Annotated in this window: 14 protein-coding genes; 4 read left to right on the forward strand and 10 right to left on the reverse strand. The window is 66.4% G+C overall.

Annotated features, from left to right (window positions below; genetic code table 11):
* The first annotated feature begins 61 nt into the window (after nucleotides 1-61).
* Entirely contained in the window at nucleotides 62-1,210 is a 1,149-nt protein-coding gene (locus tag VT85_RS12885; RefSeq protein WP_068421941.1) for an acyl-CoA dehydrogenase family protein, read from the forward strand.
* Nucleotides 1,211-1,261: 51 nt separating this feature from the next.
* On the opposite strand, the gene VT85_RS12890 is transcribed toward VT85_RS12885, so the two are convergent.
* A complete protein-coding gene (locus VT85_RS12890) occupies nucleotides 1,262-1,528 on the reverse strand; it encodes a hypothetical protein (RefSeq protein WP_068415657.1) in 267 nt (88 codons plus the stop codon).
* A gap of 242 nt (nucleotides 1,529-1,770) precedes the next feature.
* On the opposite strand from VT85_RS12890, the gene VT85_RS12895 reads away from it, so the two are divergent.
* Nucleotides 1,771-2,235 (forward strand): DUF4279 domain-containing protein, encoded by a 465-nt coding sequence (locus VT85_RS12895; protein ID WP_068415660.1) that lies wholly within the window; start codon nucleotides 1,771-1,773, stop codon nucleotides 2,233-2,235.
* Nucleotides 2,236-2,280: 45 nt separating this feature from the next.
* On the opposite strand, the gene VT85_RS12900 is transcribed toward VT85_RS12895, so the two are convergent.
* Nucleotides 2,281-2,760 carry a DUF6882 domain-containing protein gene (locus tag VT85_RS12900; protein ID WP_068415667.1) on the reverse strand — a complete coding sequence of 160 codons (480 nt, stop codon included), beginning with the start codon at nucleotides 2,758-2,760 and terminating at the stop codon, nucleotides 2,281-2,283.
* Nucleotides 2,761-3,103: 343 nt separating this feature from the next.
* Between VT85_RS12900 and VT85_RS12905 the strand changes: the two genes are divergently transcribed.
* Both VT85_RS12905 and VT85_RS12910 read left to right on the forward strand, forming a co-directional pair.
* Nucleotides 3,104-4,258 (forward strand): tyrosine-type recombinase/integrase, encoded by a 1,155-nt coding sequence (locus VT85_RS12905; protein ID WP_068415670.1) that lies wholly within the window; start codon nucleotides 3,104-3,106, stop codon nucleotides 4,256-4,258.
* Between the two features lie 542 nt (nucleotides 4,259-4,800).
* A complete protein-coding gene (locus tag VT85_RS12910) occupies nucleotides 4,801-5,703 on the forward strand; it encodes a hypothetical protein (protein WP_156512845.1) in 903 nt (300 codons plus the stop codon).
* A 611-nt stretch (nucleotides 5,704-6,314) separates the two neighbouring features.
* Here VT85_RS12910 and rpsI read toward each other — a convergent pair.
* The 8 genes from rpsI to VT85_RS12950 all read right to left on the reverse strand — a co-directional run bounded on the left by rpsI (nucleotide 6,315) and on the right by VT85_RS12950 (nucleotide 16,432).
* A complete protein-coding gene (rpsI, locus tag VT85_RS12915) occupies nucleotides 6,315-6,725 on the reverse strand; it encodes a 30S ribosomal protein S9 (protein WP_068415676.1) in 411 nt (136 codons plus the stop codon).
* A gap of 93 nt (nucleotides 6,726-6,818) precedes the next feature.
* The gene (gene rplM / locus VT85_RS12920; RefSeq protein ID WP_068415677.1) at nucleotides 6,819-7,370 is read right to left on the reverse strand and encodes a 50S ribosomal protein L13; all 552 of its coding nucleotides are present in this window, start codon (nucleotides 7,368-7,370) and stop codon (nucleotides 6,819-6,821) included.
* 165 nt (nucleotides 7,371-7,535) lie between these two features.
* Nucleotides 7,536-10,160 carry an alanine--tRNA ligase gene (alaS, locus tag VT85_RS12925; protein WP_068415680.1) on the reverse strand — a complete coding sequence of 875 codons (2,625 nt, stop codon included), beginning with the start codon at nucleotides 10,158-10,160 and terminating at the stop codon, nucleotides 7,536-7,538.
* Between the two features lie 233 nt (nucleotides 10,161-10,393).
* On the reverse strand, nucleotides 10,394-10,969 hold the full coding sequence (locus VT85_RS12930; RefSeq protein WP_082858574.1) for a carboxymuconolactone decarboxylase family protein: 576 nt from the start codon (nucleotides 10,967-10,969) through the stop codon (nucleotides 10,394-10,396).
* A gap of 326 nt (nucleotides 10,970-11,295) precedes the next feature.
* Complete coding sequence (locus VT85_RS12935) at nucleotides 11,296-12,303, reverse strand: radical SAM protein (protein WP_068415687.1); 1,008 nt, start codon at nucleotides 12,301-12,303, stop codon at nucleotides 11,296-11,298.
* 10 nt (nucleotides 12,304-12,313) lie between these two features.
* Nucleotides 12,314-13,684 (reverse strand): asparagine synthase-related protein, encoded by a 1,371-nt coding sequence (locus tag VT85_RS12940; RefSeq protein ID WP_068415690.1) that lies wholly within the window; start codon nucleotides 13,682-13,684, stop codon nucleotides 12,314-12,316.
* Nucleotides 13,685-13,734: 50 nt separating this feature from the next.
* On the reverse strand, nucleotides 13,735-14,619 hold the full coding sequence (locus VT85_RS12945) for an RnfABCDGE type electron transport complex subunit D (protein WP_068415692.1): 885 nt from the start codon (nucleotides 14,617-14,619) through the stop codon (nucleotides 13,735-13,737).
* 1 nt (nucleotide 14,620) lies between these two features.
* Complete coding sequence (locus VT85_RS12950; RefSeq protein ID WP_068415695.1) at nucleotides 14,621-16,432, reverse strand: CRTAC1 family protein; 1,812 nt, start codon at nucleotides 16,430-16,432, stop codon at nucleotides 14,621-14,623.
* Nucleotides 16,433-16,443: the final 11 nt, after the last annotated feature.

The raw sequence follows: 16,443 nt of genomic DNA on the forward strand, positions 1-16,443 counted from the left end.
CGCGGCGGGCGTCGATCCGGCGCTTCGAATGGACGCGCAGGAAGGCAAGGAGGTCGGAGCCATGGACTTCGGATACTCGACTGAGCAGCGGAAGTGGTATGACGCGGCCGTCACGTTCGCCCGCGAGCAACTCGTCGACCCCGAGAGCCTCGACCGCGATCGCCGCGGCGAGTTCTGGCGTGAAGGCTACGAGCGCTGCGCCCGGTTCGGCGCCGCCGGACTCCCCGTCCCCCGCGAATTCGGCGGCCAGGGCGAGGAGATCGAGACCACCGTCGCCGCCATGGAGGGCCTCGGCTACGCCTGCCCCGACACCGGCCTCCTCTTCTCGCTCAACGCCTCGCTCTGGACGATCACGATGCCGATCCTCGTGTTCGGCGACGAGGCCCAGAAGCGCCGGTATCTCCCCCCCCTCTGCGACGGCCGCTCCTTCGGCGCCAACGGCGCCAGCGAGCCCGAGGCCGGCTCCGACATCTTCAGCATGAAGACCCGGGCCGAGCGCAAGGGGGACGGCTGGGTCCTCAACGGCCGCAAGGTCTGGATCACCGGCGGGCCCGTCGCCGACGTCTTCCTCGTCTTCGCCACCACCGACCCGACCAAGGGGGTGCTCGGGATCACCGCCTTCCTCATCGACCGCGACGCGCCCGGCTTCAAGGTCGTCCGCGAGATCGACAAGCTCGGCATGCGCACCGCCCCGATGGGCGAGCTGGTCTTCGAGGACTGCGAGCTTCCCGCGGAGGCCCTCCTGGGCCGCGAGGGGCGAGGCTCGCGGATCTTCAACCAGGCCCTGGAATGGGAGCGAGGGGCGATCCTCGCCAGCGTCGTCGGCACGATGCAGCGGCAGGTCGACCGCTGCGTCCAGCGGGCCCGCCAGCGCAAGCAGTTCGGCCAGTCGATCGGCAAGTTCCAGTCGGTGTCGAACCGGATCGTCGACATGATGACCCGGCTCGAGACCAGCCGGTACATGGTCTACCGCTACGCCTGGCTGAAGAAGCAGGGCAAGGACGCGACCATCGCCGCCTCGATGGCCAAGCTCCACGTCTCGGAGTGCTTCGCCCAGAACAGCCTCGACGCCGTGCGCATCTTCGGCGCCCAGGGGTATACGATCGAGGAGGGCCTCGAACGCGACGTCCGCGACAGCACCGGCGGCGTCCTCTTCTCCGGTACCAACGACATCCAGCGCAACATCATCGCCCAGCACCTCCGCATCTGAGCGGACGTGCCGCGACATGGCCGGGCGGGGACGCCCCATCCCGAGGCGTCCTCACCCGGCCGAACGCCACTCCGAGCCCGCATCGCCGCGTCCGCCGCCGAAGATCCAGCTCAGCAGCAGGCCGACCACGCCGCCGACCGCCGCGCCGACGATCGCGAAACCGCCGCCGAACACGATCAGAAAGAAGCTGAACTGAAGCCCTCCCCCCTCGAACTCGATCGGCTCGCTCCGCGGCCAGTAGAGGATGGCGAGGAAGGTGCCCAGGCCGAGTAACGCCCCGGCCGGCATCCCCAGACAGAACCCGAGCAAGAGCCGCAACGGAAGTTCCTCCTGAGCTTCTGAAACAACCGCCAGCTCGACGCGCCTCGAGCCCTCGAAGAATTCTTCGCAAAAGGGCGGCCCCGGCCGCCAAACTCGGGACGACAGGCCGCCGCCCGCCCTCCGAGACTCTGATCAAGCGTCGCGGCCTTCGACGATCGCACCTTGTCCTCTCGGTGAGCGAACCATTCGCGTGGGCCGAGCGTCAAGGTTTGATACCGAGAGGAGGCGAGACGGGCCCCATGGACGACGAATATCCGACGTGCGCCCGGACCTACGCAACGCTCTGCATTCATCCCAACGGAATCGACCCGGTCGAGATCACCCGACGCCTCGGCCTTGATCCCTCAAGCTGGCAACGCCGCGGCGCACTCTCAAGCCGGACCGACGGCGGGCCGCCGAGGCTCGCGACCATCGACGGTTGGTTCCTCGCGACGAAGGACCGCGTCGACTCGCGCGATTCGCGCGATTCGCGTCGCCACCGGGACTGGCTCCTCGACCACCTGGAGGCGAAGGACGACGTGGCCCGCCGACTCCAGGAGTTGGGATGCCGGATGTGCGTCTGGTGCTACTGGCTCTCTCAAGAAGGGCAAGGCGGCCCGATCCTCCCCGCGGCCCAGATGAGGAGCCTGGCCGATCTCAATCTCGAGTTGAGGTTCGATTTCTACGGGCCCATCGAGGATGACCTCGACCTGGCGGAGTCCTGACGCCGGCTGGCTGGAAGCTCAGTCCCAGAACTTCCAGCAGGCTCTTCAGGGGGTCGCAGCCTTCGACAATCGGACCTCACCGAAGGTTACGAACAGCGAGGTTCCCCCCAGCGGGCAGCAGTACGCGCCCTGGGCGTCGCCGAGTTTGGTGGCGAGGGCCGTCAACTCCCAGGCCCCCTTCTCCTCGCCGATCTCAAGCTGAGGCTCGACGAGGAATTCGATGCCGTGCTCCTCCCCGTATTGCTTCACCTTCAGCACGTCCTGCTTGAAGGCCTCGGGGAGGGACGCGTTGGCCCAGGCCCACATCCAGGAACCGTCCTCGCTGTTGTAAGAGCCGACGGCCTGAGCCGGGCAGGTGGCCGTGAGACCGTCTTCGTTCTTGAAAATCAGGTCGCCCTGACGGATGTCCATGGCCCAGCGGTCGAAACCGCCGAACCCCCAGGCTTCCTTGTGAGCCTGGGTTTTCAGGCGAAGCTCCTCAAGGCTGGTATCCATCAGCTCGCCAAATTCCGGGTTCTCATCCATCGTCGCGATCTCCTCGGCAGTGGGTCGGCGGTCCTGCGCTGCGGTTCGCCCGATAACGTGGCCGCAGGATAAGCCAGACGCAGGGGGGCCGCAATCGGGTTGAGAAAGAACGCCCGGCTTCGAAAACGACGAAGCCCGCGTCGACGCAGGGTCGAAACGGGCCGTGTCGTGTTCGGAAAGAGAAGAGGTCCAGGTCGCTCCGAGCGATCGATCAGCGCTTGGAGAACTGGAAGCTGGGGTTGCCCATAGGTTCAGGTCTGGGTATGTTGCTCGCCCTATGGATTTGAGACCGCTTCCAGGGACAAGTGGAGCTATCGCAGGAACATGAGAATGAGATCCTGGCATGTCCCGCCCCTATTACGACCGACTGCACCGCAAGTGGCTGATTAAGACCAAGGACCAGACGACCGGCAAGTGGAAGTCGATCACGCTGGCCACGAACGAACCGGCCCCCGCCGCCCCCGACGAAGTTCCTGAGCACGTCCTAGCCAAAGCCGCCGCCTACCAGCCTACCAAGATCACGCCCCCGACGATCGCCCCGGTGGTTCAGAGTCTAAATCCGACTCAGACTCAGATCGACCTGGATAAGCGGCTGACCCGCTACGTGACCGCCCAGTGCCGCACGCTCCGGCCCAAATCCCAGGACAAGCTCTTGTACGTCGTGGGGCGGTTCCGGTCCTACTGCCGGGACAACGGCCTCCGATGGCTGCATGAGGTCCGTGCGGCCACCGTCAAGGACTTCGCCGAGATGTCGTTCGGCGACTGCCAGGAACAGACCACCAAGGCGTATTTGTCCTTGCTGGGGCATCTTTTCTCCGAAGCGATCGACATGGATGAGTACACGGGCCGAAACCCGATCCGAGCGGTGTGCAAACACCTCAAGGGGACCGACACCACCGACTCGCCGAAGGTCTTTACCGCAACGGAGCGGGCCGACTTCCTAGCCGAGATCCGCCGCCGGATCGACCGTCCCGCCGGTGCTCGGGGCAAGTTGCCCCAGTGGGTCGAAGACGCCGTGCTCGTGATGTTGAACACCGGGCTGCGGGTCAACGCCGCCATCCACGCCGAGTTCTCGTGGTTCGACCCGACAGGCAACGGCAAGACGACCGTGCCGAAGGACTGGAGCAAGAGCGGCAAGCGGTACAGCACGCTTTACAACCCGACCGTCCGTACCATCGTGGCACGCCGCCGCCAAGAACTCGGCTCCGAAGCCGTCAGGGTGTTCCCGGAGATCAAGGGCGGGGCTTGGCTGTACTCCCGTCTCCACTACGTGGTCAAGGGTCTCGTCAAGGCGGGGGAGTTCACGGCCGACAAGGGCCACTACAACCACATCCTCCGACACACGTTCATCACGGAAGTCCTTCGGGTCGGCGTGCCGCTCTTGTACGCCTCCAAGATGTCCGGGCATACGACGGTCGCCTGCACCCAGAGGTACGACCACACGACCGAAGACGATGCCATCGCCGCTGGCGTCGAGAAGGCATTCGCCCTCTGCTGACAAACCGACGACCGACTAATTCCTCGCTAATCCTGCCCTAGGGACTCCGACCGGCCCGCCTCACTCCAGAGGTACGGGCCGGTTCCTTTCAACTCCCCTCGAAAGGCCCCTGGAAGGCCGCCTGAGCCGCCCGTGGCGACGACAAGGTCGGATCGGTCGTGGGCCTGGGCCGGGGCGTTGTAGCGGTGTTGTAATCCTCGACCGCCACCGGCCAAGCCGACACATGAAAATCTGACCACACGATCGAATAAACGTGTGAGCACAATCGTCTATAGACGAAAGCGGGCCGGGAAGACGGCGAAATCTTCCCGGCCCTTGGTTTCTTCGGAACAGTGCTCCCCAGCACATGTCAACTTACAATGGTATCTATAGCTAGTGATCGGAAGATCGTCCAGTTCGGCCAGGTGAACCCCCGATATTTTTGCCGCCGTGCCTCTTACTTCAAGTCCAAGTCCGAAGACAAGGGGTACATCGTCAAGTGCCGTGACCCCCGGTGTTCCCTCCGATGCCATCGGAACTGGTCGTCGAAACAGGGGAGCGTGTTGGCCAAGCATCTCGGCCGTCTGAAAGAACAAGGTCGGGTGGTCGAGCGGGGCAACTTGTCGATGCCGTCCGGGGCCACTCCAGAGGACCACAGAGCCGCCAAGGCGGGGTTCCTGTTGTCCTTCAAGCGGTGGAAGGAACGGCACGGCGTCCGGGCCGAGATCCACGCCACTTTGCACATCACCGCCATCGACGCCGCCCACTGGGACTTCCACCTCTGGCACGATGGGTCTGACCCGACGACGACGTTGGCCTCGTTCTTGAGGAAGTCGTGGGAATCCCAATCGAAGGGCGGTGTCTGTACGCTAGTCGAAGCCGACGACCTGGACGCATCGGCCCGCTACCAGTCGAAACCCGTGCTCCGGGATCGGAACAAGCCCCACTTGATCCCGGCCGCTAGGCGTGATTGTGGTCTGGAGTCAACGTGGTACACGTCCGGCTTCTGGGACGGCCAGAGCGTAGACGAGATTTGGAAGGCGATCATCGCCGAGTGGTTGGCGTCCAATACAGATACTAATCTTACCGACACTCCACCCAAGGTCTACGTCCCAGGTGAGAACCCCAAGGCCGACCGTCAGGTGGTCAACCGCTATCTTCCGAGGAAGGTCGAAGACTCGATCGGCTTGGGTGACTTTGCTTATCGCTTGGGGTTCGGGATCGACTACCTGAAAGAGATCCTGGCCAAGATCCCCGGCGTCGTGGTCACGGGCGGCGAGTTGCTCCAGGGGAAGCACCACTACAACACGGTGTACATGCCGGACACCTACGCCGACACGTTCGTCGGCGGCAAGATCACGGGTTCCAAGCCGGTCCGGTTCTGGGCGTCCAATACAGATACTAATCTTACCGACACTCCCCCGGCGGGGACCGACCCCCTCAGAGACCCCGTGAGCCGCCGCTGATCGGAAGCCATCTGGCGGTGGCGGCCCCCGCCGCCATCAAGCCAGATAGGCGTGCGTGAGCGTCCGATGCAAGGCGTGGGTGTAAGGATGGGGCGATCGGGCCGGGGGTCTCGGCCGTCTGGATTCCGACGGTCGAAGGGGGGCCTGGTACGTCGGCCGTGCGAGGTCCGAACAGCGGACATCCCGTGAGCCAGCTTTCACGCCGATTTTTCAGGGCGTTTTTTCCATCGAGCGAAGGGGGGCACCGTGGTCTGTGCGGTCACGATGGCCATAGCGGTCGCCCCCGTGCTGATCGTGAACATGGTGCAAAAGCTGGAAAACCAGACCGTGTGTAGGTTTTTGGACGCCCCTTCGGGATGGCGACCGGGGTAAGGGCTCCCAACCTTGGGCGGATCGGTCCTTGGTCGCCGGTCCCTCGATGACTGGGGATTCCGTCCCATATCCAGACTTGAACCTGACGGACGAACGCCACACCCAATCATGCTCGCACGCCGCCGAAAATCTCCCCCGGAACAGGTGTTTTACAAACGTAGAATACCACGTAGACCACGGGGTTTGGTATTCCCCCGTGGCTCGTGGTGCTGTAAGTTCGTCTTGGTAACGACTTGCGATCAGCGCTTGGAGAACTGGAAGCTCTTGCGGGCCTTCTTGTGGCCGTACTTCTTACGCTCGACCATACGGGCGTCGCGGGTGAGGTAGTTGCCGGCGCGAAGGGCCTCGTCGAGGTCGCTGCGGAACTCCTTGAGGGCGCGGGCGAGGCCCTGGACGACGGCTCCCGACTGGCTGGGCTTGCCGCTGCCGACGACGTTGACCCAGACGTCGACGCGCTCGGTCATCTCGGTCGCCTTGAGGGGGGCGCGGATGTCGGTCTGCTGGACCTCGAGCGGGAAGTACTCGCGGGCGTCGAGGCCGTTGACGATGAACTGGCCGGTGCCTTCGGCGATGCGAACCCGGGCGACCGCGGTCTTGCGCCGGCCGGTGCCCCAGGTATACGTTTTCGGTGCAGTCGCGGTCGCGGACATGTTCGTATTCTAACCCTCTGGCGTGTCTGGGGGGGCCGGCTCGCTGGGGGCCGTCCGTGGATTCGATCCGGCGTGACTGGTCCGGGGCTCAGCTCACTCGGCCGTTTCGGTCGAGGCGGCCTCGGAGGCGGGGGCTTCGACCGGGGCGGGCTTGTGGCTCGCCTTCTCGACCGCCGGGGGGGCGACCAGGGCGCCGGCGGGGGCCGGGCGGCCGGAGTAGGCCTCCAGGGGGGCCGGGGTCTGGGCCTGGTGCGGGTGATTCGGGCCGACGTAGAGCTTGAGCTTGTCCATCATGTGCCGGCCGAGCTTGCTCTTGGGCATCATCCGTTGGATGGCCAGCTCAAGGATGCGCTCGGGACGACGTTCGAGCAGCTTCCAGGCGGCTTCTTCGCGCTGGCCGCCGGGATGGCCGGAGTACCTCTGGTAGGTCTTCTGCCGCCACTTGTCGCCCGTGAACACGACCTTCTCGACGTTGGTGACGATGACGTAGTCGCCGGTGTCGATGTGGGGGGTGTAGGTGGGGCGATGCTTACCCATGAGGATGGGAGCGATCTGGGCGGCGAGCCGGCCGACGACCTGGCCTTCCGCGTCGATCGTGAACCACTGGCGCGTCAGCTCGCCGGTCTTCGCTTGGTAACACTTCATGGAAAAATACGCCTGAACAGCAAAACGCGTAACGCGGAAACGCGCAGTCCATTGGAAAAATACCATCCTACAAACGCCGGGGCCGGCGTCAAGGCCTCACCCACGATTCGACGCCCCCGCGAGGCGGCCGGACCGCGACGACCACGGCGATTATAACGAGTTTCTTCAGTTCCCGCCCAGTTCCCCGTGGATCACGGTCCAGGCCAGTTCGAGGGCGTCGGGGATCTTGGCGGGGTCCTTGCCGCCGGCCTGGGCGAGGTCGGGGCGGCCGCCGCCGCCGCCGCCGACGGCCGGAGCCACCTTCTTGAGCCACTGGCCGGCGTGCCTGCCCTGATCGACGAGGTCCTTGGAGAAGGCGGCGACGAGTTGGACTTTCCCTTCGCCCGCCGAGGCCAGCAGCACGGCCAGCCCCTTCTCGCGCTTGCGGCGGAGGCCGTCGGCCAGCACGCGCAGCTCGTCGGCCGTGGCGTCGGCGACGGCGGCGAGGACCACGGCGGCGTCGCCGGCGGTGCGGGCCGCGGCGAGCAGGTCGTCGACCGTCGCCTTCGGCCCGGCCTCGGGCTTGCGCTGGGCGGCCTGCTTTTTGAGGGCCTTGATCTCTTCCAGGAGCGCCGCGAGGCGGTCGTTCACCTGGGCGGCGGGGACGCGGAGGCTGGCCGCCACGTTGCCGAGCGCCTCCTCTTCCTGGTGCACGAAGTCGAGGGCGGCCTTGCCCGTCAGGGCGATGATCCGGCGGGTGCCGGCGGCGACCGACTCCTCGCCCAGGATCTTGAACAGGCCGACCTGTCCCACGCTGTCCAGGTGGGTGCCGCCGCAGAGTTCGCGGGAGAAATCGCCCATCTGGACGACGCGGACGATCTCCGGGTACTTCTCGCCGAAAAGGGCCGTCGCCCCCAGGGACTTGGCCTCGGCGATCGGCATGAGGCTCCACTGCACCGGGGCGGCGGTCATGACCAGGTCGTTGACCGTCTTCTCGATCGCCTGGAGCCGCTCCTTGCCGACGGCCTCGGGGTTGGCGAAGTCGAACCGGAGCCGGTCGGGCTCGACCTTGCTGCCGGCCTGCTGGGCGTGCTTGCCCAGGTGCGTGTGCAGGGCGTTGTGCAGCAGGTGGGTCGCCGAGTGGGCGCGACGGATGGCCTGCCGGCGGTCGGCGTCGACCGTGGCGACGGCCTCGGCGCCGACGTCGAGCCGGCCCTCGACCACGCGGCCCAGGTGCAGGAAGAAGTCGTTTTCCTTCTTCGTATCCTCGACCTGGAAGGTGAAGCCCGCCCCCTTGATCACGCCGACGTCGCCCACCTGACCGCCGGACTCGCCGTAGAACGGGGTCTCGTCCAGCACGACCGCGATCGGCGGGCCGCCCGACGACGCCTCGGCCGAGTCGGCGAGCCTTCCCTGCTCCAGGACGGCGATGACCTTGGCCTTGGCCTCGGTGGCGGTGTAGCCCAGGAACGCGCTCCCCTTGTGGTAGGCCTCCTTGAGCGAGTCGAGCGGTCCGACCGCGAAGACGTCGGCGGCCTCGGCGGTCCCGCGCGAGACGGCGGCGAACCGGGCGCGGGCGGCTTCGAAGCCCTTCTCGTCGACCCGGAGGTTCTGGTCGGCGGCGAGGCTCTCGGTGACCTCGACGGGGATGCCGTAGGTCGAATGCAGATCGAATGCGTCCGCGCCGGAAATTACGTCAGAGCCGGCCGCCCTGGTCTTGCGGAAGGTGTCGCTCAGAAGCGACATCCCGTTCTCCAGGTTGCGGAGGAAGCGTTCCTCCTCGTCCCGGATGGCGTGCTGGATCCGCGGGACGCTGTCGACCAGTTCGGGGTAGCCCCCCTTCATGGCCTCGGCGACGACCGGGGCGAGGGTGTAGAGGAACGGTTCGCGGCGGCCCATCTGGTAGGCGTCGAGCACGGCGCGGCGGAGGAGGCGGCGGACGACGTAGCCCTGCTTCTCGGCGCCGGGGCGGATGTTCTCGTGGAGGCAGAAGGTCAGGGTCCGGGCGTGGTCGCTGGCGCGGCGGATGCGGACGCCGTCGAGCGTGTCCTTGACCTTGGCGTAGTCGACGCCCAAGGCGTCGGCCGCGGCGGCGACGATAGGGACGAACAGGTCGATCTCGAAGTTCGACTTGCCCCCCTGGAGGGCCGCCGCGGCCCGTTCAAGGCCCATGCCGGTGTCGATGTTCTTGTTCGGCAGCGGTTCGAGCTGGCCGGGACCGACGCGGTTGAACTGGGTGAACACGAGGTTCCAGATCTCGACTTCCTCGACGCCGTCGCCGTGGTAGAAGATCTCGGAACAGGGGCCGCAGACGCCGTTGGGGCCGTGGGTCGGGGCTCCGGCGGGCCAGAAGTTGTCGTCCTCGCCCATCCGCTTGATCCGGTCGGCCGCGACCCCCACTTCCTTGTTCCAGATGTCGAACGCCTCGTCGTCGTCCTGGTAGACGGTGAACGTCAGGCGGTTCGGGTCGATGGCGAGCCGCTTGGTGAGGAACTCCCAGGCCCAGTGGATCGCCTCGCGCTTGAAGTAGTCGCCGAAGCTGAAGTTCCCGAGCATCTCGAAGAACGTCATGTGGCGAGGGGTCTTGCCGACGTTCTCGATGTCGCCGGTGCGGATGCACTTCTGGCAGGTGGCCGCGCGTTTGAGGCCGGGATCTCCCAGGCCCATGAACTCGCGCTTGAACTGGTTCATCCCCGCCGGCGTGAAGAGGACCGTCGGGTCGTTCGGCGCCAGCACGTCGCTCGGCTTGCGGACGCAGCCCTTGGAGGCGAAGAAGTCGAGGAAGGCTTCACGGAGGTCGTCGGTTTTCATGGAAGGTCCGCAAGCTGACGGGGGACGGACTGGCCGCAAGGCGCGCACGCGCGCCGCCGTCCATTGTGCAGGACGCGCGACTTTGGGGCAACCCGGGTTGAGCAGGGGAGGGCGGGAGGTCGCTCCCGATTGCGGAGCTTATCCCCGGCAACTTCCTCCGCGGCTGTCTCTGCTGGAGAGTCGACCGAGGACGGCGTGTGCCGGAACGCGCGATTCGCGTCCCGCCAATCGCGTCACGCCGGCCGCGTCCAGTCGCCCCTGACCTGGGCGTAGTCGAGCGCGTGGTAGCCTTGCTCGGCCAGTCGCTTGCCGCCCTCGACGTAGTCGGCCGGATCGCGGGACGCCGAGGTCCCCAGACCCTCGACATAGCGGTTGAACATGCAGAACGCGGCGGCGATCAGGACGGTGTCGTGGATCGCCTTGTCGTCCGCCCCTTCCGCCCTGGCCAGTTCCACGTCCCGGTCCATGACCAGTTTGCCGTCGCGGCGCACCTTCTCGGCGATGACAAACAGCGCCTTCAACTTCGGCGAGACGGGCGCGGAGACTCCCTCCGCCAGCACCTGGTCGACGATTCCCGCCTGGTCGCCCAGGTGGGCGCGAGCGGCCGCCGCGTGGCTCTCGCAGCAGTAGCCGCATTGGTTGCCCGCCGAGACGTAAGCCGCGATCATCTCGCGTTCTCCGGACGTGAGCGACGACGGCCCCCTGAGAAGGGCTTCAGCGAGGTCGCACAGGGGCTTCTGCGCCTCAGGATAGGCGGCCATAAGGCCACGGATCCCGGGGACGCCGTCAGGGAGCGAGATGTGGGCCAAGGTCGTTCTCCAACGTGGTTCGAGGGGGTGGGGCCGGCCGAGTCTACACAGGCGTCGAGCGGGAGCGAAGGAGCGAAGGAGCGAAATCGACGAGAAGCGACATCGACATTACATGAGAAACCGCTCGATCGAGGAAGAACGTTTCGGCGTACGGAGTGGGCCGGGCGTCGACGACCTGACGGAAAACGGAGCATCACGCCGGCAGGGGACACCCATGACATGGGAGAGATCCACGTCCGAGGGCGTCGTTCGAACGTGAGCCCAAGCGTTCGACGCCTCCTCGAACATGCGTAAGGCCTTGACGGAGATTCCCGTCCCCGAGACGTTCAGACCGAACTCTTGCCGCCGCAAGGCGATCGAGGCGGGGAAGGCGGCAGTCGGCAAGCGGCGCAGGGGATGGACTCCGGGATCCTTTGGGTGGCGTTCATCTCGCGGAGTCGCCGTACGCGTGCGTCGGCGCAAACAGGGCATAAGGAGATCGCCTCAATTTCCCAAAGGTCCGCGAAAACCCGGCCCGCCGTCAGCGAAAGTCCGTACTCCAAGGCCGCTTCGAGCGAGGGAAGCGACGGGGGGGAGAATTCTCCGGTCGCCCTGAGAGCGTCCATCGCCCCGTTGCCCGCCCTCGTCGGTATCAGGCAGCAGGTGGCAGCCCCGCAATCGAAGGCGAAATCCAGGGAACGTTTCGCCCACTCGAGACCCTCGTCCTCCGTCATCCACGGCGGCCGCACCAGGATGAAGACTCGCAAGCCGACGCCGTGCTCGCCCAGGAACGAGGCGGCCCGTCGGAACTGATCAAGCGTCATCCGCTTGTTCAAACGTTCCAGGATCTCGGGGTGGGCGGTCTCCAGCCCCATGGCGACCTCCAGGGGCCGGCCCAATCGGTGCTGAAACTCCAAGCACCGACGGCCGACCAGCGCGGGGTGGCATTCGACGATGGTCCTGCGGAACGGCGAAGCCAGTCGGGCGATCTCCTCGTCGTCCTCCGGAGGGACGGCGCGGCGATCGAACAAGCTGCCCGCGTTGTACAGCTTCAGCTCCGATCGTCCGGGGACGAGTCCCGGCATCCCCTCCAAGGCATGGCGAATCTGCGCAGGGACGGCCCCGATCGGAACGGATTCCTCAAGGGTGTTCCGCCAGAGGTCGCACATCAAGCAACGCCACGGGCATTCGCGGTTCGTCAGGAAAATCGTCGCCACGTCGACCGGCCCCGAAGGCCCCGGCTCCTCCTCCACGAAGTAAGCGTAGGGGAGCCGGGGGTCGAGGCGGTTCCGATCGGGGCGACGGTCGAGGATCCAGCGATCTCGGGCGGCCGGGGAGTCGGGGTAGGGGGCCACTGTCGAATCCTCAGGTGGGCACGGCGTTCCCCGAGACGCGCTCGGCGAACGGCGACCAGGCGACCTTGAGGCGTTCCTCCCACTGGCGGAGGAAGACCTGGCGACACCATGCCTTGCTCACCTTCCAGCGGCGATAGGACCCGCCGGCCCCGTCCTGGAATCGTCGCTTGGGGAAGACTGGCATGTCGACCCCGGTGAAGGATTTGACCCCGGCCTGGACCACGTCGGCCTTCAGCGTGTCGAGCCGGGAGGCGTCGCCCCCAAGCCACTCCTCGAACGGCATGGCGGCCGCCTTGGCGATCACCCTGCGCGTCGTGTAGGGGCTGAAGGCCGTGAATCCCAACTTCTGTGCCGGTGCGTAGGTCCTGACATAGGAGCGAGACAGGCCGCCCGAGTAGGTCAGGCTGTGCTTCACGGCGTCGATCCCCCACCCTTCCTGGTAGAGGAGTGGGTTGCGCAGCACGCTGGAGATGGTGAGGTCCGAGTCTTCGAGCGGATACGACTTCAGGTTCTCATCGCCGCCGTCTCCGTCGATGAGGAATCGGACCGAGGGGTCGCGGTCGCGGATCGCACCGAGGAGGAGCAGCGAGGTCGCGGCGCACTCGACGTCCAGCGGGTGGTAATCCTCGATCGTCGCGATGGCGCCCTCCAGGTCCGGGACGGTCCCTTCGAGCGAGATCCGCTCCCACTGCGCCTCCAGGCCCAGTTCGCGAACCCAGCGTTCGGCCTGGATGGCGTCCTGGCCGCCGCCGAGGTCCAGCGTATAAGCCCGAGCCAGCCCGGGGTCGCGGCCCAGCGCCTCGAGCGCCTTGCGAGCCAGCAGGAACGTCGAGCCGCTGTCGACGCCGCCCGAGAAAAGGATCGCGATCCGCTCCCCGTCGGGAACGCCTCGGATCCAGTCGAGCGTCGAATCGTACGCGGCCCGGACGTACGCGTCGCCGGCGGCGTCGATTTCGCGGGGGCCTTGCGCGACCTCGGGGTCGAAGAAGCGGTGGTAGCGGGGATTCGGATCCGGACATCCGATCTGATCGATCTCGACGAGGTAGTGGGCCGGGATCATGCGCGTGTAGAGCGGGTCGAATTGCCAGCCGATCTTCAGCGAACAGCAGTAATCGTAGAGGCGGTCGATCCGGTCGGAGACGACGAGGTACGGGCCGTGGTACCGCTTGGCGACGAAGTACCGGAGCGGGAGCCCGATGGTCCGCGCAAGCCGGACGGTGCATCCTTCGCGGGCGACGGCGGCGAAGTGGCCGTCGGTCTCCGCCAACCGCCCCAGGTCGTTGCGGTCGACGGCCGATTCCACCTCGGCGAGCGTCGCCCCGGTGAGGCCCGACTCGCGGGGCCCGATCAGATCGTCCAGCCTCTCGACGCCTTGCAGCATGATGAAACCTTTCTTGGAAATCGATGAAGTCTCGCTTGGTCCGAATACGCTCAGGTCGAGGCCGCCGTCGCGGCGGCCTCGGGCGCCGTCGCCGAGGACTCCCTCGCCCCACGTCGCTGCTGCAGCCAGATCTCGACGATGACGGCCGCCGGCCCGACGAGGAACAGGGCGTAATAGGGGGCGTGGACCACCCGGTTCAGACGCAGGATCATCTCGACCAAGGCGACCAGGAACGCCACGAGGCATTGGCCCCATTTCGTCCGAACGGTCGTCTTCGGGTCGGTGATCATGAAGAAGACGAAGAGCTGGTACATCGGCCCCGTGATCGGGGCGACCTGGGCCAGGAAGGGGGCGCCTGTGAGGACGCAGCGCACGAAGGACAGGGCGACGAACGAGATCGCGTAGGTCGCGCAGATGTGGAATCGTCTCAACCGCAGGACGATCAGCGAGCCGATCGTCCAGACGACGAGCATCGGCCACAGGGAGTTTCCCCACTGGACGCTCAGGGTCGCCACGGTGGCCGGGGCCAGGAAGAGCATCGCGCTGACGCCGAGGTTCGAGGGATTCCAGAGGTGACGTCCATGCCACCGGATCGCGTACTTCGAGGCGATCGAGATCAAGGCGCAAAGCGCATAAGGCCAGAAGGCCGGCGAGCGGATCAGGATGCCGACGCTGATCCCCGAGATGTACGCGCTGGCGAGGTGCGGCCACTTGCCGACCAGGAGGCGTCCCAGGATCAGCTCCAGGCCGATGCTGCAGCCGATCGCCAGGAGCGTTCGCGAGAAGCTCTCCAAGAAGCCGAACCCCAGTTGGCCCACCAGCAAGATGCAGGTGATGAGGAACGGCGGCAGATAGCGATTCTCGGGCGAGATCAGCGTCAGCAGGCGCCGGCCCGCCTTCGGGGGGGACGGCTCGATCGAGACGACGGTCGACATGTCAGGACTCCTCCACCTGGTGGACCCGCCCCGTCGTCGGTGTTTCGATCACCTGTTCGCGACCGGAAGGCCAACGGATCACGGCCTTCTCCACCTTCGGGTTCTTGCCCAGGCCGAAGTGCAGGCGCCTGGGGTTCTGGGCCGAGTAGCCCCCGCCTCCCGAAACCTGCTGGAGCTGCTCCTGGCCGTCCCAGAAGACGCGGACCTCGGCGCCGATGGCGCTGCGATTGGACGACCGACTCGTCAGGTCGAAGCCGATCCACTCGTTCGCCGGATCGACCGTGTTCTTGTAGACCAGCAGCGGCCCCTTCTGGTTGGCCACGACCAGGTCGAGCACGCCGCGATTCCAGAGGTCGGCCAGGACGACGGCTCGGCCGTCGTGCAGGTCGGTGTACCCCACGGCCTGGGCGACCTCGGCGAACCGGCCCGCGCCGTCGTTGACCCAGACCTTCTTTTGCTGGTAGCCGGAGAGGCTCTTGCCTCGCATGGCCGGCCAGTTCTTCGCATCGGAGATGATGGAGCTGTGGCCGCCGGCGATCACGGAATAGTCGTACCAGTAGCTGGCGTCCTTGGCCGCGGAGATGTAGCCGTTGGTCAGGACGAGGTCCTGGTTCCCGTCGTTGTTCAGGTCGCCGAACTGGGCTCCGAAGCTCCAGCCGCCGAGCTCGACGCCCAGGTCGTCGGCGAGGTTGTCGTACGCGAGCGAATCGCCCGACGTCCCCTCCCGGGGGACCCACAGGTTGTTCCCCTGGATGAGGACCCCCTCCTCGGAGATGTTCGTCACGTAGATCGAGAAGCGGCCCTGGTTGAAGACGTCCCCGAAGCTGACGTTCATCCCGCTCTTCGGGGCGTAGCCGACCCCGGTCGCCTTGCCGATCTCGCGGAAGCCTCGCCCTCCGTCGTTGGCGAACAGCTCGGAGACGCCGTAGTCGTTGGCCACGAACAGGTCCGGATAGCCCGTCCCGCGCAGGTCGGCCGCGCCGGCGCAAAGCGCCCAACGCGGGCTGTCCAGGCCCATCGCCCCGGTGACGTCCTCGAAGCGTCCCTCGCCCAGGTTGCGGTAGAGGTGGTTGGCGCCCCCGTTCTTGGCGTACTCGAAGCTCTCGGGCATCATCTTCGTCGTGTCGATCCGCCAGAGGTCGAGATCGTCGGGCCAGTACCCCCCGACGAAGAGGTCGAGGAGGCCGTCGCGGTCGAAGTCCAGCCAGGTCGCGCATCCGGCGTTGATCCAGGCGGCGAATCCCGCCGATTCCGTGACCCGGCTGAAGCCCCGGCCGCCGTCGTTGTGGAAGAGTTCGGGGCGGCCCCACTTGTACAGGAACAGGTCGTCGTAGCCGTCGTTGTCGTAGTCTCCCCAGATGGACCCCATCGACACGCCGGTGCCCGCCTGGTTCAGGTCGGCCAGGCCCATCGGCCCGGCGACGTCCTCGAACGCGCCGTCGCCCCGATTCCGATAGAGCCGATTCAGGCTCCCTTCGCCGCTGTTGGTCACGTACAGGTCCTGCCAACCGTCGCGGTCGAAATCGACCGCCGCGACCCCCGCCCCCATCGAGGCGATCTGGGGCATGATGTGGTCGAGCTTCGGATCCAGCGTCGGCGCCTGGTGGACGAAGTCGATCCCGGAGGCCTTCGACACTTCCTCGAGGCGGAATCCTCGCGGCGACGGCCCGTCCGGATTCCGCCCCGACGTGGAGGGCGTGCGCGTAGCGACGGCCGTCACGCCGGTGGTCGTCCCGCGGTTGAGCAAGGGCACGGCCGCCAGGAGGCCCGCGAAGAGGATGATCGCCGCGATGCGGCCGGGACTGCCAGGCATGGCTTTGGACT

The sequence above is a fragment of the Planctomyces sp. SH-PL62 genome (assembly GCF_001610895.1).
Taxonomy (GTDB): Bacteria; Planctomycetota; Planctomycetia; order Isosphaerales; family Isosphaeraceae; genus Paludisphaera.